Here is a 21696-nt window from a genome sequence, read left to right on the forward strand (position 1 = left end):
CAGCTTACTAAATTCAGCAATTAAAAAAGCGATAGAGTTTGGTAAAATCTGGAAATAAATCTGTTTACTATCATTCAAGAACAGGAAATAGTAATAAAAAATTTAAAAGGGAACGCAACAAAATTAGATTTTGGGATGAAGAAATTTTTGTATTTGGCTGGACTGGTTGTTGTGGTTGTAGGTTTTGTTGCATTCAGAATTCAAAATGTGTCAGCCGATAAATTCCATACGCCGGAGATTGATACGCTTGCTTTTGATAAAACGGAAAAAAAGCCACTTGAAATAGAAAGTGTAATAAGGGAATACGACAGTTTAATCAGTTCAGAAATAATCAATTCAGGCTCAGTAGGTTCTGCTCTCGTAATTACCTACAAAGATCAGGTTGCTTTTCTAAAATGCTATGGAGTAAAAAAAGCGGGAGAAAAAGATTCCATTAATAAAAATACTGTTTTCAGATTAGCATCTGTTTCTAAAACTATAACCGGTGTTTTAGCAGGAATACTTGATGATGAAAATATTGTTCATTTGGATGATCATGTAGTTGACTATCTTCCCGGCTTCAAATTAAAAAACCTGGAAAGTACAACAAAACTTACGATACGAAATTTGTTAAGTCATACTTCGGGGCTAATACCACACGCCTACGATAATATGGTCGAAGAAAAAGTTCCGCTAAGTAAGATAATGAGCAACTTGTGTTTTGTCGACATTTCGGCATCACCCGGAAAATTATACGGTTATCAAAATGTGATGTTTAGTTTATACGACACAATTGCAGCGATCAAAACATCTAAAAAGTTTGACAATATAATTCATGAAAAGGTTTTCGACCCATTTGGAATGAAAAACGCTTCTACCGGATTTCGTTCTTTTAAAAACAACCCTAACAAAGCTTATCCCCATTATGGGAGTGCGGGACACTACCGTACAATGCGTTTAAACGATCGATATTATTCCACCGCACCGGCAGCAGGGATAAATGCGAGTATCTCTGACATGGGACAATTCCTTCTTCACTTAACAAACACAAACAGTACAGAAATAAACGACAATATCATTCAAACTGTTTTCACGCCACAGGTTCAATCACCTTTAAAAAGAGCTTATTTACGTCGCTGGGATAAAGTAGACTCAAAACAATATGCGATTGGGTGGAGAATAATTGGTTACAAAGGAAGAAAAGTTGCTTACCATGGTGGATATGTAAACGGTTATAAAACAGAAATTGCATACTGTAAAGAAGAAAACATTGGAATTGCCTATCTTACGAATTCACCAAACCCGATCGCCTCCGTAACCGTACCTACATTTTTGAATTTGTTATTTGAATATAGCGACCATAAACATATTTTAACCGAATATACGGTGGGTGAACCTATAGATGACAATAGCTAATTGAAAATCAGTTTTATTTTTTATAATCATTGCAATACAATAAATTTGTGGAAATAACTCAATTCCACAACTATGAACCTAAGAAATCTGATTTTCACGTCTATTTTTATTTCAATACTTATTTCATTTGGAAAGGCTCAAAATGTTTCTCAACCAAATGTACTGCTTATCATTACAGATGATCAGGGCTACGGTGATTTAAGAATCAACGGAAATCCGCATATCCAAACTCCGGTCATCGACCAATTTGCCAAAGAGAGTATCCGCTTCAACAAATTTTATGTTTCGCCTGTTTGCGCCCCTACCCGATCGAGTTTAATGACTGGTAGATTTTCTCTCCGAACAGGTGTTCGCGACACATACAACGGCGGAGCAACCATGGCCCCCGAAGAAATAACCATTGCTGAAATGTTGAAAAATGTTGGATATTCAACCGGCATATTTGGAAAATGGCATTTAGGAGATAATTATCCAAGCCGCCCCAACGATCAGGGCTTTGACGAGTCGGTTATTCATCTTTCAGGTGGAATGGGGCAGGTTGGCGATTTCACCACTTGGTTTCAGGGCGACAGCAGCTACTTTAATCCGGTTTTGTGGCACAATGGAATGCAGGAAAAATACGATGGCTATTGTACCGATATTTTTGCACAACAGGCAATTAAATTTATCGAAAACAATAAAGAAAAACCTTTTTTCTGTTATCTCGCTTTTAATGCGCCACACACACCTTTACAGGTTCCCGATGAATACTATCAAAAATATAAAAATATCGATCCGGCGTCAGGTTTTGAAAACGACGAGCGTCCGTTTGTTAAAATGAGTGAACAGAACAAAGAAGACGCGCGGAAAGTATACGCGATGGTTGAAAACATCGACGACAACCTGGCAAAAATTTTTAAAATGCTTGATGAACTGCGAATTGAAAAAAATACAATAGTCATTTTTATGACAGACAACGGGCCGCAGCAAATTCGCTATGTAGCAGGTATGCGCGGGCGAAAAGGAAGTGTGTACCGCGGAGGAGTGAGGGTTCCGTTTTACCTTAGATACCCAGCTGTATTCGAAGGCGATAAAGACATTGAAACTACCACTGCACACATCGATATTTTACCCACGCTAGCTGAAATATGCGGAGCCGAAATTCCAAAAGACAGAATTATTGACGGGAAAAGCCTGCTGCCTCTGATAAACAACCGACGCGTCGACTGGGCAAGCCGTCCGCTTTTCTTTTACTGGACTCGCCGGTACCCCGAACTTTACAATAACATTTCCATTCAGGAGGAAAATATGAAGCTTGTGGGGCACACCGACTACAACGCTGACATTCAGAACTTTGAATTATTTGATATCGAAAAAGATCCTTATGAACAAACCAATCTTATTACAAAAGAAGCTGATGTTGCAAAAAATTTAAAAACCAAACTGGATGAAATTTACCAGGAACTGATTCACTCCGAGAATATACTCCACCCGCCAATCCCGGTTATCGGAACAAAAAACGAAAACCCGGTAGTTTTAAACAGAAACGACGCAGACGGAGAACGTGGAATCTGGTCGCAGGAAGAAATATATGGGAAGTGGCATGTGAAAATTCTGGAAGGGAATTACAATATCCGTTTTAAATTTATAAAAACGGTAAAAGGCGGAGGAAAAATGACATTGGAAGCAGGTCCCGTAATCCATCAAAAAATCAACATTACAGATACCGATCTTATTGAAATGCACAATGTGCACTTTACGGAAACAGAGGGTGAACTGATTCCTTTTTATTCGGTAGCAGGCAAAAATATTCTTCCGTTTTGGGTTGAAATAGAACGTATTAATTAATTCGTATTTGGATACAACATTTTAGTCAGGGATGAAATGAAAATTGATGTTCCGATAAAAACGAAACCCTTTTTATTTGCTTCCAAATGTATTCTATTGTCTCTTTTATTGACTAATTGTTCGTCTGAAAAAGATAAGTGGCTGTCACAAGACTTGTCAAATGGTTATGGCATATTAAAAGTTGGAAATTCTGAAACCACAGGCCGTTTTGGAGGTGGTGGATGGGGACGTCTCAATGGTGCCGACTTTGATAAAGATGGCGACATTGATATATTGGCCAATTTTGGCCGGGGTGGAAATGCTGTTGGTACATTTGCCGGTTTGTATTTTTATGAAAATATTGGCTCTCCAGGCAATGCACTTTTAAGCGAAGGAATCAAACTGGGAGACAAAGAAGGACACTCGTTTGTTGGTGATGCAAACAATGACGGTTTGCTTGATATATTTTGCGAAGGTGAGCTTTTTACTAATATCTCGAACCAGAATAACATTACGTTTGACAAACCGATACCTGCTAAAAATCCCGGATGGAAACCTTGTGGTGAAACCGACTGGGATGGTGACGGACTTGCCGACCGATTTATAACGTCAAGATGGCACCTCGAAATGGTTACCGGGAAAGATACTGATACTTTGCGGTTACCAGTGGGTGGAAAAGAAATACTCGAAGACATTTTTATCCGTCCTTTTGTTTGCGACTGGGACAGTGATAATGATCCCGATTTACTTATCGGACAGGAAAGCGGGCATATTACTTTTATTGAAAATGAATCAGGAACATTACTGCAGGAAAGACATATTTTACAAAAAAATCCGAATGTAAAGAGTGGTTGTGCAAGTGTTCCTGCTCTTTGCGATTGGGATAATGACGGCGACATTGATATCATTGTTGGAACGGCTGCCGGATTTCTGGAATTGTATGAAAACCATGAAAAAAAAATTCAAACCGGTAAAAAGACTTGAAGCAAACGGTCAAATAATTCGAATACAAGCCGGAGAATTTGGTTCTGTTCAGGGGCCGGGTGAAGCGCGCTGGGGCTATTTATGCCCGGAAGCTTGCGACTGGGATATGGATGGTGACATTGACATTATCGCCGGTACAGTTTCAGGAGAAAATCTTTTTTTTGAAAATATTGGCACCAAAAATAAACCGGTTTTGGCCTCTGCAAAAAGATTAACAATTGACTGGGCTGACACACAGCCAGTTTACCCTGAAGGAATGCGTTACAAACCTGCCCCGGATGCTCTGATAACTCAATGGCGTTGTAAACCGGTTGCATTTGACTGGAATAAAGACGGCCTGCCAGATTATCTCACTATTGACGAAAAAGGTATGTTGGCTTGTTATCCGAGTTTTTGGAAAACAGATGGGACTCTTGGCTTAAAACCGGCGACGTATCCCTTTACCGATGAAAATGGCGTCCCTTTAAGGTTTTGTACAAATGAAATTCCGGGAAGAAATGGCAGAATAAAATTTTCGCTTGCAGATTGGGACAACGATGGTGATATAGATATTATTCGAAATGGCGGATTTGAAGACGGAAAACAAAACCTCGATAACGGATGTAATTTTGTTTATTTGGAATGTTTGAAATCAGAAAATAATGTATCTGCGTTTAAATGGCACGGAGAACTTATAAAAAGTGATTGTATCCGGCTGCAGGGGCATACCGATTCTCCAATTACTTTTGATGTTGATGGAAACGGCAGCCTCGATATTATTTCCGGTTGCGAAGATGGAAACATTTATTTTTTTCTGAGAGAATGGATCGATTCAAAAAATAATTCCCCTAAGTTTTAATCCTTACTTCAGAAAATTGTTACCATTATTTCGACTACCCAGCAATATTCTCAGCTTGCTTTCATGTATCAAACCCAACATAAAAAACTCATAACAAACCAATTAACTTGTATCATCTTTTTTCAGGCAAGACATTTTCGAATATCATTTTTTTATATTTTTGAAGCAGATATTGAAACAATATGAAAGAAAATTTACAGTTTCAAAAATTAATAAATTCCCGGTTTAAAAAGACCAAACGAGGTATTCTTCTTTTGGAATTTTTACTCATTTTCCTCTATATTTTTTCTGAATTATAGAACTCCAATCCATTTGAACCCCCTTTAATTATTAGCATTTTATCATTTATTTATTTTTTTGATGGAAGCATTTGATGCGTATCTGAACGGATTGGTAAATAAAAACAAGGATACTTTTTCAGCATATCCTGATTTGAAATGGGCAAGCTATTACAACATAGCAGAAGCAAGAGAAAAGAGAGAAGAACTAATGAATAAACTGGAAGAAAACTGGATTTTTAAAGATACAAAACCTTACCACAAACAAATCTCAAAAGGATGTATGACCTGTGGACTGGGAAGCTGGAGTTGCCTGTTTATCACCGGCAAGTGCAATGCGAGTTGTTTTTACTGTCCGGCGTCGCAACTTGCCGATGAAACGCCAAGCACCCAGGGATTAAATTTTGAAACTCCCGAAAGCTATGCAGAATACGTCAACTTTTTCAAATTCAAAGGCGTAAGCTTTAGCGGAGGTGAACCTCTACTATTCTTAGACCGTACGCTTCAATACTTAAAACAGGTACGCAAAAAGTGTGATCCCAATATTTACACATGGATGTACACCAACGGGATTTTGGCTGAGGAACAGAAATTCAGGAAACTTGCTTCAGCGGGATTAAACGAAGTTCGGTTAGATATTGGTGCTACCGGTTTTAAACTCGACAAAATAAGGTTTGCCAAAGGAATTATTCCTAATATAACTATAGAGATCCCCGCAATTCCGGAGGAAAAAGAAAAATTAAAACAACTGCTTCCTGAGATGATAAAAGCTGGGGTAACAAATCTTAACCTACACCAGCTTCGTCTGACAAAACACAATGCTCCAAAACTTTCAAAGCGAAATTATACATATGTACACGCTGAACATCCTATTGTTTTGGAATCGGAATTAACTGCACTGGAAATATTAAATTATGCCCGGGGAAAAAGCCTCGACATTGGAATCAACTATTGTTCTTTTCATTTTAAAAACCGGTTTCAAAAAGCCGGATTCAGAAAACAAATCACCAATGCACTTGCCGGGCCTGATGAAATTATTACGGAAAAAGGTTTTATCCGGAATTTTGAAAGCAACTCAATTGGCTACAAGGCAATGGTTGTTTCAGAACATAAATCGAACGAAAACAATCGTGAGATCCAGCTCAAGCATAAAAATTATTTTGTTCGTGTTGAAAATTCTTTGTCCAAAACTCAGCTTTCAGACATTCAAAAAACTGAAGTAGAAAAACTTGTAAAGACAGAACCTCAAAAAATTCCTGAAGATCAGCTCCTGTTTCAAATTTGGCAAATGGAATATATTGAAAAAGGATTGAGGGATATTTGAACAAAAAACCCCGGCAGTTACCGGGGGTATCTATAAAATTTTAATAAAGCTCTATTCCAAAACACTAATTTCATAAACGTGGCTACTCATATCTCCTCTGCCGCCCCTAACATTGTATCCTACTTTCATCAAATAGTCACCTGAAAAGACATTATTATCTCCACCTGGTCCCATAAAAGGACCAAATCTCCTCCCTTGTTGAACATTGATTTCTTTTACTTCATATTTTTTATCCGGATCCAGCCCCTGGAATTTTACCGGGTTGGTAATATTTTCCCGGTAGGTATAAATGTCGAAACAGAAGAACACAGCTTTTTCCTTTGATTCGTTTACATACATCAACGCGGCACGACTTTCCTCGTAAGGAGAAATAAGCCGGTACATGTCGCCAAACCAGATTACGTCCTTTAAACGGTCATAATCTTTCAAAGCCTGCTGGCTAAATGCAAGTTCCTCTTCGGTAAACTCTTCCACACGGATGTCGTACCCCATTTTATCCATCATTGCTACATCGGTTCGAAACTTCAGTGATTGGTCGCCCATTGAAGTAATGTGATTACAAATGGTATTTGCCGGGAAAAAGTATGAATATGCCCATTGAATAAAAATCCGGTCGTAGGCATCGGTGTTGTCACTGGGCCAGAATTCAGTGAAATATTTCATTGCTCCGTAATCGGTGCGGCCTCCCCCACCCGAACAAAGCATAATCGGCAGTTCAGGATACTTTTCCCGAAGATCTTCCATTACTTTATAAAATCCTTTTACATAGTCGATGTAAATGTGTGACTGATTCTCGCCCAGATATTGCGAATATTCATTGGTCATTTCTCGGTTACAATCCCACTTTATAAATCCTATTTCAGGATGTTTTGTAAGCATTTGATCAACCACATCAAAAACAAACGTTTGTACTTCGGGATTTGCCATGTCCAAAACCAGCTGGTTTCGGGAATAATGTTCCGGCCGGTTGGGCAATTTTAAAATCCAGTCGGGATGATTTTCATACAATTCACTTTTGGGATTCACCATTTCCGGCTCAATCCAAATTCCAAATCTAATTCCCTTTTTTTCAGCCTGTTCAACCAAATACCCAATTCTATGGGGCAATTTTTCTTTGTTCTCCTGCCAATCGCCCAACCCGGCGCGATCGCTGTTTCGAGGGTATTTATTTGCAAACCAGCCATCATCGAGCAGAAACAAATCAACTCCAAGTTTTTGGGCTCCGTCAAACAATTCCACCAAACGGTCTTCATTAAAATCAAAATATGTAGCCTCCCAGTTATTCAGCAGTGTAAGTCGCTCTCCTTCACCATCCAGTACCTGATATTTCTGTGCCCACTTGTGCAAATTTCGGCTTGCCTGTCCCTTTCCGTTAAATGAATATGTATAAATAAATTCGGGCGTTTTAAAAACATCGTTGGGTTTTAAATGATATTCCGAAGCATAAGGATTCATCCCTGAAATAACACGAAGCGTGTTGGTCGGGGTAATTTCAAAACTAAATTTAAAGTTACCTGTCCATGCCAAAGTAGCAGCAACCACTTCTCCCTCAGTTTCTGTGGAAGGTTCATTCATTGAAAGGAAAAACATGGGTGCCTGAAACTTGTTGGCGCGGGTACCCAGTTTGCTGTCTATAACTTTTATTCCGCTGGTGAGTTGGCTTTCTTGCATCAGCATTTCTTTGTTCCAGTCGCCGTGAAATTGTGTCAGCCAGTAATCGCGTTTATCAAACTGTAACATAGAAGAAGCAAAATGAGTAAGTACAACCGGCTTTTTTTCGTTATGTTGAATTTCAGTCCAGGTTTCAATAACATCTTCATTTTTAAAAGCTTTGAAAAACAGTTTTACGTCCACCGGGTAAACATCGTCTTTTAAAATAATTTGAGTTACCGAGACATTTTCATCTACTTTTGAAATCTCAACACCATCAAATTTTAATGATAGTGACGGATTCCCATCATTGTGCAAAATCCGCAATGCCGGCTCATGTAAATTATCCATTCCGGCGGGAACATAAGCTTCATTCATGCTGAACAGCTTGTTATATTCTTCTGCGTCATTGAGCTTTTGACCAAAATAAACCTGCACCAGTTTATTCTGCCGGTCGGTTTTATAAACCAATGCCGTATTTTGTGTTTCAATTATAATAGGAGATTCCTGGGCAAATAAACTGCCACAAAAAAGAATCAAAACGAACAAATAAAGTAATCGTTTCATATCTGGTTTTTATTAGTTTAAGTTATTTTAAAAGTTTTATTTCAATTTATATACCTCTGTTCCGGCCAGCAGAAAACAGCCCAATCCGTAATCTTCAAAATCGGGTTGTTTATCGTACGTAACCGGCTGCCCGTCTTTAGGTTCTTTTCCTGTACTTTGAACATAACCCAGAAAACCATTTTCGTGCAAACTTTCTTCTGCCATGGCATTCCATGCTTTTAAAAGCACAGGCAAATATTTTTCGCGTGGAAGCAATCCGTTATTAACCCCATAAGCCATCCCATAAACAAACAATGCTGTTCCACTTAATTCTTTCCCTCCAAAGTTAGTTGGATCATGTAAACTTGCATTCCAAAAGCCATCTTCTCTTTGAATTGAAATCAATGCTTCCATCATTTTCTTATAGTCGCTGATGTACTGATCTCTGTGTGGCTCATCTTCAGGAATGGTTTGTAAAACACGAACCAACGCAGCTGCCACCCAACCGTTGCCACGACTCCAGTAACAATCTTCACCGTTGGGTTCTTTGTAAGGCGGATCAAAATCTGCATCGCGCCACCACAAACCATCTGTCTCGTTAAACAGACCGTTGGCGCCATGTTCGTTTCGGGTGAACATATACATCTCGTGCATTTTGTCGTAATAATTTGAATCATTAAATAATTTACCCAACTTGGCAAAAACCGGCATTCCCATTTGTATGGCATCAATCCAGGACCAGTCGTCGGCTTGCGGTGTATTTACCAGCATATCCATGCAAACCTTAATGTTTTTTATACGTTCCGGTTCCGGCAAAATATTGTATAAATCAATATAAGTCTGCCCACAACACTGGTCATCAGCATTTCGGGTTGTGTTTCCGTTTCGCATTCCCCAGCTATGAAAATCGGCCCATGAAACGGCGTAATTGTAAAACTCTTCTTTTGGAAAAATTTTATACAGTGCCATTAATCCTTCGTAGTAAACACCGCGTGTCCAAATATTACTGGGGCGTTCGCGATTAGTAACAATCGTTTTTCCGGTATCCGGCCATTTTTTCATAAAATAATCGTTAGCTAAAACCATTTGTTTTAAAACTTCCTCTTTGTCAGGAAGTTTCTGTGCAAAAGCCGTGACAATAAATACAACAAGGAAGGCGAATGAAAGTGTAATTTTATTCGTTTTCATTTTGACTTAGCAATTATTGGTTTAAATAATATTGCAAATTCGTAAAATTTCGCTTCCCACACAATTATCCGATTATTTAAATGAAGTTGTTCACTGAAATTTAATTGATTCATGTGAAAACCATTAAAAATATTTTTTCAGAATCGCACTTAAAAGCAGAAATGAAACCCTTCTCAAATAAAAAAATACAAGATTGAACATTTGAGCGTTGGAATCAAAAAAAGTGCTCTTCCGTTCGTACATCTATTTTACCACTCAACCAATTAAAAGAACCAGCCGTAATCTATTTTTTTCCGGCCAAATAATTCCTGTTGATATTTGAACCAGAAAACAAAACACCATGAAAACAATCCTTTTTATACTACTTCAGTTCCCGGTATTTCACCTTTCAGCGCAGATTGAAATATGGGGAACTATTTTTTCCGAAAACAACGAGCCGATTACCGGAGCGAATATTTTTATTCAGGGTTCCTATGACGGAACGACTTCGGACAGCCTTGGATATTTCAGTTTTGAAACTGATTTAACCGGAGACCAAACACTGATTGCAAGCTTTATAGGTTATAAAACCCAGGCAATTCAACTTCAAATTTTGGAAAACATTCAAAACCTCAAGATCATCTTACAGGACGAAGTTAGTGAGTTAAACGAAGTTGTGATTAATGCCGGAACTTTTGAAGCCAGCGACAAAAAGAAATCAGTTTTATTAAAACCGCTGGACATTGCATTAACAGCCGGAGCCAACGGTGATGTTTTTGGCGCTTTCGGCACTTTACCAGGAACCCAGAAAGTAGGCGAAGAAGGCCGGTTGTTTGTGCGTGGCGGCGAAGCATACGAAACCAAAACTTTTATGGATGGCATACTGATAAACTCTCCCTACTATTCTCAAATGCCCGACCTTCCCACACAAGGACGTTTCTCGCCTTTGCTTTTTAGCGGTTCGGTTTTTAGTACAGGCGGTTATTCCGCCGAATTCGGACAGGCGCTGTCTTCCATTGTTGCACTAAATACCACAGCACTTGAACCTGAAACAAAGTCGAACGTCTCCGTTTTAACGGTTGGAATCCAGGGCTCACATGCGCATCGTTGGAACAATACGTCACTGGCGGTCACAGGAGAAATACTACACACTGGATTAACTAACCGTTTGTTTCCACAAAATATCGACTGGATAAAAGAACCAATAATTTCAGGCTCAACAATTCTGTTTCGTCATAAAACCAGCGAAACGGGAATGATAAAAACCTTTGGAAGCTTTAACTACAAAACAAGCACCTTGTTGTATGATAATTTCAAGGAATCAAAATTTCAAAATTTAGCCCTGACCAATAATAATGTTTACCTGAATACAACTTACAACGAAATGTTAGGCGAAAAGTGGATGGTAAATACAGGAGTATCCATTAATACGGACAATGATAAGATTGTATTGGAAAATGAACCGATAAATACGTTAAAAAAGAGCGGACAGGTGAAAACAGTTTTTACCAACTTCACCACGGAAAAAATTACAACAAAATTTGGTACCGACTGGGTTGGCTACGATTATCTTCAAAAGGTAAATATCGGTGGAAACTATAAATTTGGTTTTACCAATCAGCAATTGTCTTCGTTTGTTGAATCGGAAATAAAAATCAACCATATCCTGGCAGTTCGCGCTGGTTTGAGAGCGGAATACAGTTCATTAATTCAACGGTCAAATTGGATGCCTCGTTTATCGGCGGCCATAAAAACCGGGAAAAACAGCCAGCTTTCCACCGCTTTTGGAAAATTCTGCCAGAATCCGGAAGAAGATTATTTAAAATTTAACGACAATCTTCAACCTGAAAAGTCGACACATTCTATTTTAACCTGGCAATACAAAAAGGGCACGAAATCCTTTCGTTTTGAGGCCTACTGCAAAAAATACTCTGATTTGATCAAATACGATAAAGCGGACTCTGCAGCCCCGGAAAATTACAACAACAGTGGCTTTGGCTATTCGCGGGGTATCGATGTTTTCTGGCGCAACCGGAAGGAGTTTGGGAAAAGCGATTACTGGATTTCCTATTCCTGGATTGGTTCAAAACGCAATTACCATGATTTTCCGGTCGAGGCCACACCTTATTTTGTTTCAGCACACAATCTCTCGGTGGTGTACAAACGTTTTTTTACCCGAATTCAGTCTTTTGCCTCTGTTACTTATTCTTTTGCCAGCGGACGCCCGTATTACAACCCAAATAATCCCGAATTTATGTCGGACCGAACCAAGTGCTACAACGACATCAGCATTGGATTAACTCATCTTATGTATTTATTTAATACACAAACCGTGTTGCATCTGATTGTAAATAACATGTTTGGGTTTAATAACATTTTTGGGTATACCTACAGCAACACTCCTAACGAATCAGGTTTCCATCCCAGACAAGCGGTGACACCAGCCACTAAACGTACGGCCGTACTTTTGATATCATTCCAATTTTAACCACAAAACTTAACATCATGAAAACTTTAGTAACCATTTTACTTTCTTTTCTTTTTTTGATTTCCAATCCACAACAAAACAAGTATGAACAAGCAATGATGAATGCTTTAGAAAATCTCAACCAGGCAAAAACTGGTGATGATTTTCTGAATGCGGCGAACACTTTTGAAAGAATTAGTTTAAATGAAAAAAATGAGTGGCTTCCGCTGTATTATGCAGCCTTCTCGTATATTGTAATTACCTACGCTTTGCCCAACAATTCACAGAAAGGTACATATCTGGAAAAAGCACAGAACTTTTTAGATAAAGCATTTAAAATCGAACCTGATGAATCGGAATTATATGCCTTGCAAGCTTTTTTGTATCCGGCCGGAATTACAGTCGACCCGATTGCCAGAGGTGCAGAATACATGGGAAAAATGAACAAGGCGCTGGAAAAAGCCATCAAACTGAATCCAAATAACCCGCGCAGTTATTATTTACGCGCCATTACAACATTAAATATGCCTCAACAATTTGGAGGAGGCGCCACAGCAGCCAAACCCATTTTTGAACAGGCTAAAGAAAAATTTGACAAATTTCAACCTGCAACAGCTATTTCGCCCAACTGGGGAAAAGCACAAAATGAGGAAGAGCTGAAAAAGTTACTGGCAAATAAGTGAATGAGGAAAACTGTTACCTGCCAATTGGTTTTAATTCGCGCACCGGCTTTCAAACTTATTATCCGTCAGGTGGTTTAGAACCGTTTGACGGGTTTCAGGATTCAGATCTCCTCAATTCCGAACAAATCGTAATCTTCGGCACCGGTAATTTTAACCTGTACAAATTGTCCTTTTTCTAAGGCTTTTTCCGATGTAATAAAAACTTCGCCATCTACTTCCGGCGAATCGAATTCGGTGCGGCCAATAAAAAAGTCGCCTTCTTTCCGGTCGACAATCACTTTAAAAGTTTGACCAACTTTTTGCTGATTCAATTCTGCCGAGACCTGCTGTTGCAGCTCCATAATCTCATCGGCGCGAGCCTGTTTCACTTCTTCCGGTAAACTATCTTCAAACTTTTTGGCTGCATAAGTCCCCTCTTCATTTGAATACGGGAAAACACCGAGCTTTTCAAATTTGGTTTCCTGAATAAACGTTTTTAATTCCTTAAAATCAGCTTCGGTTTCACCCGGAAAACCAACAAGCATAGTAGTTCTAAGAATTACACCCGGCACTTCCTGCTTTATTCTTTTTATCAGATTCTCTGTTTCTTCGCGGGTAACATGACGCAACATATTTTTCAAGACCGGATTGGCAATATGTTGCAGCGGCATATCAAGATACTTGCATACCTTCGGATTTTCACGCATCACCGGTAAAATTTCGTATGGAAATTTTGTGGGATACAAATAATGCAGACGAATCCACTCGATCCCATCCACTTCCGAAATTTGATTGATCAATTCAGCCAACCGGTTTTTTCCGTATATATCAATCCCGTAATACGATAAATCCTGGGCGATAAGCAAAATTTCCTTTACTCCTCTTTTTGCCAGATAGCGGGCTTCTTTAACCAAATTATCAATCGATTTTGATTTGTGACGGCCTGTCATTTGCGGAATGGCGCAAAACGAACACGAGCGATTACATCCTTCCGAGATTTTCAGATAAGCAAAATGCGAAGGAGTGGTAATTTTGCGTTCATAAATATACTCCGGCTGGTAAGTTACTTTTAGCTCGTCAACCATTGCTTTCAAGTCGAACTTTCCAAAGTAGCGATCGACCTCGGGGATTTCCGTTTCCAAATCTTTTTGATACCGTTCCGAAAGACACCCCATTACATACAGTTTCTGAATATCTCCACGTTTTTTGGCTTCCACATAATCCAAAATCATATCAACTGACTCCTGTTTGGCATCGTGAATAAAACCACAGGTATTTACAAATACTGCATCAAAATCCAAATCGTTGGAGTCATGCATCACTTCAAACTTTCCTTTTTCCAATTGATTTAGCAAAACCTCAGAATCTACAAGGTTTTTCGAACATCCCATCGTAACCACATTTACCCGCTTCTTTGTCATTTTTTCAAAATTTTGTGCAAAGTAAAGATAATTTTGTCTGAAATAGAAACGATTTCGAAAAAGCTTCAGTCTAAAAAATAGAATAGTTTACATTTTACCCAATAGATAACAATTATTGAAATTCATTCTATTTTTATTGTTTTTCAATAAATAATTATTGATATTTGCACAATACATAAATTAAATAAAATCTAAAAATGAAGCCAAAAATTAAAACAGAAACAGTTCTAACAATCTTAAAAATACTTGCATGGATTGCATTCTTCGGCTTTGCCATACAAACCACAATGTATATAATCTCATATATCATAAGTTTTATCAAACCCAAAGGCACGTGGTTTGCGTTTGACAATCTAAATCTGTATGGATTGAAAGAACAAAACTTTCTAAAGTATACTTTAACGATAGTGTTGCTGGTTGTTCTTACTGCACTCAAGGCAAATATCTGGTATCAGGCTACACAAATCATTCAGAATATAAAAATACAAAGTCCTTTTACCATGGAAATAACACGCCGGCTGGAAAAAATAAGCTATTTTTTATTATATATTTGGATTTTGGGATATGTCGGAAGTACATTTTCATTTTGGCTAACAAACCAAAATGAAATTGCTAAAAGTTTGCACGAAGGGCTAAGTTCCAAAGAATTTCTTTTTATGGCAGGGCTTCTATTTATTGTTTCCCAAATTTTTAAACGTGGTGTCAAACTGCAATCCGAAAATGACTTAACCGTTTAACTATGGCAATTGTTGTGAATCTTGATGTAATGATGGCCAAACGCAAAATGTCGTTGAATGAACTCTCGGAAAAAGTGAACATCACGCTTGCCAATCTTTCCATATTAAAAACAGGAAAAGCAAAAGCCATCCGTTTTAGCACACTTGAAGCCATTTGCGAAGCACTCTATTGTCAGCCGGGAGATATACTGGAATATATCGATGAGTGACTTTTTTTCTACCTGTGAAGATTTAGTTTAAAGAAAATAACCGGAGAATTAAAAAAAGAAAAAGAGTAGAATTATGGACGCTTTTTGAAGATATGATTGATAATTTACAAACCCCTTTATAGAAAACCAATCTAATATAGTATTCTACTCTTTCTTTGTGTAGGCCATTCCTAACAAAAAGCATTCCACAAAAACAAACAAATGAAAAACAAACAGTTAAAAAATAAAGACCCAAACACCACTGCACTCATATGGGACACCTCGTCCCATACAGAGACATCAATTCTACTTATCCCAATCTACTTCTTCAACATCTGTCCAGGTAGAAGATCGATGTCTGGCATCCGGATCATTAATAGCATAATGATTTAATTCATGTAAGATAATTGTTCGTAAATCTCTGGTTGAATGAATTGCATTTGTACAATCATTCGACGGAATTGAGCCATCACGGTTAGAACAAATCGTGATAACTATCCCTCCCTGCCTTTGCAGTTCCCGGAAAAACTGATTTACAGTTATTCTTTTCTTCTTTTGCAACAGTGGTAAATTGGGTTGCGAATAGGCACATGGATTCGGATCTTTTTCGCTACACTCTTTACAAATAACAGTAATAGATACAGAAAGAGAACATATCTTCCTTAAAATTTTCTTTTGAGCTCCCGTTAAGGTATTGCCATCAGTCATTTGTTTTAATCCGGTTGTAGTAACCTGAGAAACTGCATCTTCAACCAGTAGTATTTGCTCCTCTCCACAACCCTGAATTTTAAACTCCGGCTCTTTATTTTTAGAATCATCACAGGAAAAAAACAAAAAGAAGGACAAAATAAATGCTAACTGCTTTTTCATGATTCGATTTTTGAAATTTAAAACTCATATAAAATTACAAGCTACCAATCTGAATGTCAACTCATTTTCAAAGAAAAGAGTTTGAAATACGAATTACAGATGCAATCATTGGGGTTTAGACTCTTTTTCTGCCTCTCTGAAAATTGACTTACTTTGGCAGGAGAGCTGTCTCTGGTTTCATTGGTCTCAGCTCTGGCTCAAAATGTTTCAGCATCTTCTGCATATTGGTTATATCTTCATATCTCAAAGGCTCATTTCTTTTATCGACTTTAGGTTTTAGTTAAACTTTTTCTAAAAACAGCTGGTTCAATAAAAATTCCCAATGATTTCCTATTTTTAAACAATAAAGAAATCGAATGCAAATTGTTATTGCACATAGCCATTTAAACCCGGGCGGAGTAACACGAATAATCGAGTCTCAGATAGAAAGTCTTCCTAATGAAACGACAAAAGTTTTGGCAGGTAGCTGTTCAAACCCCGAACAAATAACATCGAGGGGAGCCGAAATACAAATAATCGAAGAGTTAAACTACCTGAAAAACAGAAGATACGGCGACAAAGAAGCAATGAAAATGCTACACCGCGTACATAAAAAAATCAGAGGTCAGTTGCCAGTCGATGCAATTTTGCATTTTCACAATTTAAATTTGGGAAAAAATCCGATTGTAACGTATGCGGTTTATTTACTGGCAAAAGAGGGAGTAAAAGTATTTAATCACTCCCATGATTTTGCTGAAGACCGTCCGGCTAACTACCAGTTTATCAAGGAAATTCTTTCGGATATTTTTCTGCAACGTATCGGGGAGGTTTTGTATCCTCAGCTGCCCAACTACCAATTCGGAGTTTTAAATTCGTATGATTTTGAGCGGCTGCAAAAATATGGGGTACAAAAGGAACGAATTGAATTGCTCCCCAATCCTGTTACGTTTAACATTTCAAAAAATATTCTGGATAAAGCAGGCGCAAAAACACAGATCTGTTCAGAATTAAATCTGGATAAAAACAAACTGCTGGTTACTTATCCGGTTCGTGTAATCAGGAGAAAGAATATCGGAGAATTGATTTTACTTTCTGTTCTTTATTCTGAGAAAGTAAATTTTGTTGTAACTCAGCCACCCAAAAATCCGGTAGAAATTGATGGGTATCAAAAGTGGACAAACTTCTGCAAACAGGAAAAGATTCCAATTATTTTTGAAGCGGGCAACAAAGTAAATTTTGAAAAATTGCTGACTGCAAGCGACTTCTGTATAACGACCAGTTACCAGGAAGGTTTTGGAATGGTATATCTTGAGCCATGGCTGTTAAACACACCTGTTGTGGGGCGCGAAATTGAATATATCTCTCGAGATTTTAGAAACGACGGTTTTATTTTCCCGGCTCTTTACAAACAACTAAATACGCCGGAGAGTGATATTGATTTCAAAGACCTGGACATAAACATCCAAATGAAAATTATTGCCGGTCTAAAAAACCTGCAAACAGAAAAAGAAAAAATATTTGAACAAAATGAGGTGCTAAAATCTTTGTTTCAGAAAGTAAAATCTGAAACGATTGAGAAGAACAAAAAAATAATCAGAAATAAATATTCTATTGAAGGATATGGAATTAAACTTCAAAACCGATATAAAAAGCTGGTTGGACAATCTTGAACAATTGGACCCGTTAACAACGGGATTTTGTCCAAATTTAAAACCTAATGCGACAGAAACAATCAATATAAAAGCTATTGTTTTTGATATCTACGGGACTTTGCTTATTTCATCGTCGGGTGATATCGACCAGGCTTCCCTGTCGGTTGGAAACATGGAAAAAGCGTTAGTGGCCGGGGGATTTAAAATTGAAAAGAATCCGGAGACGATTGCAGCATTTATTCTGGAAAAGCTCCCTGAAAAAATAAAAACAAACCAGGAGGAAATCAAACAAAAAGGACATCCTTTCCCCGACATTGATATCTTTAAAGTTTGGCGGGAGATGTTGGAAAGTGCGGAAAAAAAAGGGTTACTTTCCACAACAGGAAGCGAATCGCTTGCTGATACGATATTCGTTTTTGAAATCCTGAGCAATAAAGTTTTTCCAATGCCGGGAATGAAGGAAATCCTTACTAAACTAAATAAAAAGGGCATTCCTCTGGGAATTGTTTCAAACGCCCAGTTCTATACACCTATTTTAATGAACTACTTTTTGTCGGGAAAATTCTCATCGGCACTTGACATTGAGCTTTTTGATCCGGAACTATCTGTTTTTTCGTTTAAAGAATTACGTGGTAAACCAGACGTTTCGTTGTTTCAAAAATTTATTCCCACGCTGAGAACCAAATACAATATCAATCCCCGGGAGACCATCTTTGTTGGAAACGACATGTTAAAAGATGTTTACGCTGCCCAAAAGGCGGGATTAAAAACCGTTCTGTTTGCGGGCGATGAACGTTCGTTACGCTTGCGTGAGGATGATGAACGAGTAAAAGGAATTTTTCCGGACTTTATCATAACCGATTTAAAACAACTTTTAGATATTACTGAATGAAATTAAGTGAATTACGCATAGGAATCATACACTCGCTGATTGGGAAGAATGATGGTGTTTCCATTGTAATCGACCAAACCGTAAAAGCAATGTCGAAACACATGAAAATTAACATTGGTAATTTTTTCTTTTTGGCAGCGCACTCGTCACCTCGTTTTAATGCACAAACCGATGATGTTTTCTGGCACAAAAGTGAAGCGCACAAGGAAATCCTGATCAATTTTAACAATGAGAATGCAGAAGGATTGGACGAACTGATTCATGAAAACGCACTTTATGCAAAAAATGTGATAAAAAAATGGGTAGATGATAACTACATCGATTTGATTATTGCACACAACACTTCGCATCCCTACAATTTTATCACGGCAGTTGGTTTGGGCTACTATTTCGAAGAACTTCAGGCGGAAGGATTTATTTGGCCCAAACTGATGGTTTGGTGGCACGATTCTTATTTTGAACGCTCTATTTTTGCTCATCCCAATCCGGTCATTCAGAAATATTTAAAATACCTGCCCGGAGCCTATGTCAATTCCATTGCTTTTATCAACAAAAAGCAGGTGGAGCTGGGTAAAAAAGTGTTTCAGATGTATAACAAAGTTATTGACATCGATAGGTTTTTTGAAAATCGCACAGCAGTAGTTCCCAACACTTCCGACATTCCCTGGGAATGGGAACAGTTGAGGTCACAAAATGAATTTCCGATTGCACCGCCACAGGACAGTTACAATAATTCTTTTTTCAAAGATATCGGGCTGGATCAAGAGGCAAAAAGCAAAGGATTTACGTTGGAAGACACCGTTATTTTGTTACAGCACACAAGAGTTGTTCCACGTAAAAAAATTGAACTGGCAATAGACCTGGCATTTGAACTGGAAAAGAAATTCAAAAAGAACGGTAAACCCAAATGTGTTGCTTTGGTTGTTAGCGGACACTCCGGCGATGAACAAAATGCTTATTTGAATACCCTTTATGAACATTATACAGAAAAATGCAAGCACGATCCAGACAGCAATGTTCTTCTGATATTTGGAGAACACCATGTTTTATCTCACCGCGATATTATTGTCGATACAAAATTTTACAAGTTTGCAGAAATCCCTTCTGTTATAGCGGCGCATGGCGGTATCGGCACATATTTTAGCGATGTGGAAGGTTTTGGAAATAATTTACTGGAAATGATTTCGCTGGGATTACCGGCGGTGATTAACAAATACGAAATTTATAAGGAAGAAATTGAAAAGCTTGGTTTTATATTACCCGCAATCGATAATACGGGAATTACCGAAGAACTGGTAGACCAATCATACCGTTTGCTAACCGACATAGAATACAGAAACCACGTTGTTTTGCACAATCTCAAAATTTTAAAAGACAACTTTGATCATGAAATTATTGCCAGCAAGTTAAAGCCAATTATCAAAAGTATGTTTATGCGTTCATTGTGACCATATAGAAAAAAGACAAATTTCTTTATTCTTATTTTTGAGTTAACTACCTCCTTTCCCTGAAAAACAAAACCAAAATATCATTTGGTTTAACTATATTTAAGAGTTGTAAATCTGTTTTACAACTTAAACTTACCACAGTATTTATAGTAAAAAAGGAAAATTATGGGAGACTTTTATCAAAACGGTTTTGTTGCTACGTTACACAATTTACGTTCACGTCCTTACGAAGAACTGGAACAGAAACTCATAAAATTTAGTAAACAACGCCCTATTGGTTTAATCATCCCGTCATTGTATTCCGAGCTCTCGCGACAAGCTCTAAAAGATATTGTGAAAATTTTAAAAGATATACCCTACGTTTCTGAAATTATAATTGGACTGGATCAGGCCGACGATTTTCAATACCGGAATGCGCTGGAATATTTTGCTGAACTCCCGCAACATCATCGTGTAATTTGGAACGACGGTCCCCGAATGCAAAAGTTGAAGGAAAAACTGGCTTCTAAAAGGATTAATACTTCAGTTGCAGGCAAAGGAAGAAATGTATGGTTCTGTTTTGGGTACATGATTTCTTCCGGCAAATCAGAAGCAATAGCAATCCACGATGCCGATATTATTACCTACAACCGTGAGATGCTTGCACGCCTTGTTTACCCGGTTGCCGACCCAACGTTTAATTACAAATATTGCAAAGGATATTATTTCAGGTCGGACGATGAAAAAATGCACGGTCGCGCTGTTCGTTTGCTGGTAACTCCTTTGTTGCGTACACTAAAAAAATTACTCGGGCACCATAATTATCTGGAATACCTCGACAGTTTCCGTTACCCGCTGGCAGGAGAATTTTCGATGCGCGCTGATATTATAAAAACCATTCGGATTCCATACGACTGGGGACTGGAAATTGGAATTTTATCTGAAGTTGAGCGAAATAACTCGTTTAACCGGATTTGTCAGGTAGAAATTGCTGACCGGTATGATCATAAGCACCAATCGCTTTCTGAGGAAGATGCTGAAAAAGGACTTTCAAAAATGAGCCGCGATATTTCTAGGGCAATTTTTGCCAAACTGGCGTCCGACGGAATTACACTAAGTACCGAATTTTTCAGAACACTAAAAGCAACATACTGGAGAATCGCCCTGGAATTTGTTGATTTATACAAAGCTGATGCAGCAATGAACGGGCTTCAATACGATTTTCATAAAGAAGAAGAGGTGATTGACCTTTTTGTAAAAAATGTGTATCAATCCGGAATAAATTTCCTGAACAATCCCGACATGGTTCCACTCATGCCCAGCTGGAAAAGAGTACAAAGTGCCTTCCCTGAGATTTTTGAAGAGTTTTATCAAATTGTTGAAAAAGACAACGATTGTATCTAACCCAAATAA

General features: G+C 38.1%; 17 protein-coding genes. 13 read left to right on the forward strand and 4 right to left on the reverse strand.

The window, feature by feature from the left end; translation table 11 throughout:
- Positions 1-135 precede the first annotated feature (135 nt).
- From K5G00_RS23645 to K5G00_RS23665, 5 genes are all read left to right on the forward strand, one after another.
- A complete protein-coding gene (locus K5G00_RS23645) occupies positions 136-1395 on the forward strand; it encodes a serine hydrolase domain-containing protein (RefSeq protein ID WP_238768979.1) in 1260 nt (419 codons plus the stop codon).
- Between the two features lie 72 nt (positions 1396-1467).
- Complete coding sequence (locus K5G00_RS23650; RefSeq protein ID WP_238768980.1) at positions 1468-3222, forward strand: arylsulfatase; 1755 nt, start codon at positions 1468-1470, stop codon at positions 3220-3222.
- Positions 3223-3258: 36 nt separating this feature from the next.
- On the forward strand, positions 3259-4185 hold the full coding sequence (locus K5G00_RS23655; RefSeq protein WP_238768981.1) for an FG-GAP repeat domain-containing protein: 927 nt from the start codon (positions 3259-3261) through the stop codon (positions 4183-4185).
- Complete coding sequence (locus K5G00_RS23660) at positions 4151-5023, forward strand: hypothetical protein (protein ID WP_238768982.1); 873 nt, start codon at positions 4151-4153, stop codon at positions 5021-5023. The genes K5G00_RS23655 and K5G00_RS23660 overlap by 35 nt, the downstream gene beginning before the upstream one ends.
- A 360-nt stretch (positions 5024-5383) precedes the next feature.
- Positions 5384-6625 (forward strand): radical SAM protein, encoded by a 1242-nt coding sequence (locus K5G00_RS23665; RefSeq protein ID WP_238768983.1) that lies wholly within the window; start codon positions 5384-5386, stop codon positions 6623-6625.
- Between the two features lie 51 nt (positions 6626-6676).
- On the opposite strand, the gene K5G00_RS23670 is transcribed toward K5G00_RS23665, so the two are convergent.
- Together K5G00_RS23670 and K5G00_RS23675 are read right to left on the reverse strand one after the other, a co-directional pair.
- A complete protein-coding gene (locus K5G00_RS23670; RefSeq protein ID WP_238768984.1) occupies positions 6677-8842 on the reverse strand; it encodes an alpha-galactosidase in 2166 nt (721 codons plus the stop codon).
- Between the two features lie 36 nt (positions 8843-8878).
- Positions 8879-10009, reverse strand: a complete 1131-nt coding sequence (locus tag K5G00_RS23675) for a glycoside hydrolase family 88/105 protein (RefSeq protein ID WP_238768985.1) — start codon at positions 10007-10009, stop codon at positions 8879-8881.
- Positions 10010-10349: 340 nt separating this feature from the next.
- Here K5G00_RS23675 and K5G00_RS23680 point away from each other — a divergent pair, with 340 nt between their 5' ends.
- Together K5G00_RS23680 and K5G00_RS23685 are read left to right on the forward strand one after the other, a co-directional pair.
- Positions 10350-12476 (forward strand): TonB-dependent receptor, encoded by a 2127-nt coding sequence (locus tag K5G00_RS23680; RefSeq protein WP_238768986.1) that lies wholly within the window; start codon positions 10350-10352, stop codon positions 12474-12476.
- 17 nt (positions 12477-12493) lie between these two features.
- Positions 12494-13138: a tetratricopeptide repeat protein gene (locus K5G00_RS23685; RefSeq protein WP_238768987.1), complete on the forward strand. Its 645-nt coding sequence runs from the start codon at positions 12494-12496 to the stop codon at positions 13136-13138.
- A gap of 101 nt (positions 13139-13239) precedes the next feature.
- On the opposite strand, the gene rimO is transcribed toward K5G00_RS23685, so the two are convergent.
- On the reverse strand, positions 13240-14538 hold the full coding sequence (rimO, locus tag K5G00_RS23690; RefSeq protein ID WP_238768988.1) for a 30S ribosomal protein S12 methylthiotransferase RimO: 1299 nt from the start codon (positions 14536-14538) through the stop codon (positions 13240-13242).
- Positions 14539-14735: 197 nt separating this feature from the next.
- On the opposite strand from rimO, the gene K5G00_RS23695 reads away from it, so the two are divergent.
- Together K5G00_RS23695 and K5G00_RS23700 are read left to right on the forward strand one after the other, a co-directional pair.
- Positions 14736-15275, forward strand: a complete 540-nt coding sequence (locus K5G00_RS23695; protein ID WP_238768989.1) for a DUF2975 domain-containing protein — start codon at positions 14736-14738, stop codon at positions 15273-15275.
- A 2-nt stretch (positions 15276-15277) separates the two neighbouring features.
- Entirely contained in the window at positions 15278-15484 is a 207-nt protein-coding gene (locus K5G00_RS23700) for a helix-turn-helix domain-containing protein (protein ID WP_238768990.1), read from the forward strand.
- Positions 15485-15769: 285 nt separating this feature from the next.
- Here the strand turns inward: K5G00_RS23700 and K5G00_RS23705 are convergent, their stop codons facing one another.
- A complete protein-coding gene (locus K5G00_RS23705; RefSeq protein ID WP_238768991.1) occupies positions 15770-16333 on the reverse strand; it encodes an SAM domain-containing protein in 564 nt (187 codons plus the stop codon).
- Between the two features lie 356 nt (positions 16334-16689).
- On the opposite strand from K5G00_RS23705, the gene K5G00_RS23710 reads away from it, so the two are divergent.
- The 4 genes from K5G00_RS23710 to K5G00_RS23725 all read left to right on the forward strand — a co-directional run bounded on the left by K5G00_RS23710 (position 16690) and on the right by K5G00_RS23725 (position 21687).
- Positions 16690-17982: a glycosyltransferase family protein gene (locus K5G00_RS23710; RefSeq protein ID WP_238768992.1), complete on the forward strand. Its 1293-nt coding sequence runs from the start codon at positions 16690-16692 to the stop codon at positions 17980-17982.
- On the forward strand, positions 17933-18856 hold the full coding sequence (locus tag K5G00_RS23715; RefSeq protein ID WP_238768993.1) for an HAD family hydrolase: 924 nt from the start codon (positions 17933-17935) through the stop codon (positions 18854-18856). The genes K5G00_RS23710 and K5G00_RS23715 overlap by 50 nt, the downstream gene beginning before the upstream one ends.
- Positions 18853-20304: a glycosyltransferase family protein gene (locus K5G00_RS23720; RefSeq protein ID WP_238768994.1), complete on the forward strand. Its 1452-nt coding sequence runs from the start codon at positions 18853-18855 to the stop codon at positions 20302-20304. The genes K5G00_RS23715 and K5G00_RS23720 overlap by 4 nt, the downstream gene beginning before the upstream one ends.
- Before the next feature lie 165 nt (positions 20305-20469).
- Complete coding sequence (locus K5G00_RS23725) at positions 20470-21687, forward strand: glycosyltransferase family protein (protein WP_238768995.1); 1218 nt, start codon at positions 20470-20472, stop codon at positions 21685-21687.
- Positions 21688-21696 lie beyond the last annotated feature (9 nt).

Source organism: Maribellus maritimus, from assembly GCF_022267315.1.
Lineage (GTDB): Bacteria > Bacteroidota > Bacteroidia > Bacteroidales > Prolixibacteraceae > Draconibacterium > Draconibacterium maritimum.

Coding starts and splice junctions, on each gene's coding strand:
- K5G00_RS23645 (WP_238768979.1), top strand. CDS start 136: ATGAAGAAATTTTTGTATTTGGCTGGACTGGTTGTTGTGGTTGTAGGT.
- K5G00_RS23650 (WP_238768980.1), top strand. CDS start 1,468: ATGAACCTAAGAAATCTGATTTTCACGTCTATTTTTATTTCAATACTT.
- K5G00_RS23655 (WP_238768981.1), top strand. CDS start 3,259: ATGAAAATTGATGTTCCGATAAAAACGAAACCCTTTTTATTTGCTTCC.
- K5G00_RS23660 (WP_238768982.1), top strand. CDS start 4,151: ATGAAAAAAAAATTCAAACCGGTAAAAAGACTTGAAGCAAACGGTCAA.
- K5G00_RS23665 (WP_238768983.1), top strand. CDS start 5,384: ATGGAAGCATTTGATGCGTATCTGAACGGATTGGTAAATAAAAACAAG.
- K5G00_RS23670 (WP_238768984.1), bottom strand. CDS start 8,842: ATGAAACGATTACTTTATTTGTTCGTTTTGATTCTTTTTTGTGGCAGT.
- K5G00_RS23675 (WP_238768985.1), bottom strand. CDS start 10,009: ATGAAAACGAATAAAATTACACTTTCATTCGCCTTCCTTGTTGTATTT.
- K5G00_RS23680 (WP_238768986.1), top strand. CDS start 10,350: ATGAAAACAATCCTTTTTATACTACTTCAGTTCCCGGTATTTCACCTT.
- K5G00_RS23685 (WP_238768987.1), top strand. CDS start 12,494: ATGAAAACTTTAGTAACCATTTTACTTTCTTTTCTTTTTTTGATTTCC.
- rimO (WP_238768988.1), bottom strand. CDS start 14,538: ATGACAAAGAAGCGGGTAAATGTGGTTACGATGGGATGTTCGAAAAAC.
- K5G00_RS23695 (WP_238768989.1), top strand. CDS start 14,736: ATGAAGCCAAAAATTAAAACAGAAACAGTTCTAACAATCTTAAAAATA.
- K5G00_RS23700 (WP_238768990.1), top strand. CDS start 15,278: ATGGCAATTGTTGTGAATCTTGATGTAATGATGGCCAAACGCAAAATG.
- K5G00_RS23705 (WP_238768991.1), bottom strand. CDS start 16,333: ATGAAAAAGCAGTTAGCATTTATTTTGTCCTTCTTTTTGTTTTTTTCC.
- K5G00_RS23710 (WP_238768992.1), top strand. CDS start 16,690: ATGCAAATTGTTATTGCACATAGCCATTTAAACCCGGGCGGAGTAACA.
- K5G00_RS23715 (WP_238768993.1), top strand. CDS start 17,933: ATGGAATTAAACTTCAAAACCGATATAAAAAGCTGGTTGGACAATCTT.
- K5G00_RS23720 (WP_238768994.1), top strand. CDS start 18,853: ATGAAATTAAGTGAATTACGCATAGGAATCATACACTCGCTGATTGGG.
- K5G00_RS23725 (WP_238768995.1), top strand. CDS start 20,470: ATGGGAGACTTTTATCAAAACGGTTTTGTTGCTACGTTACACAATTTA.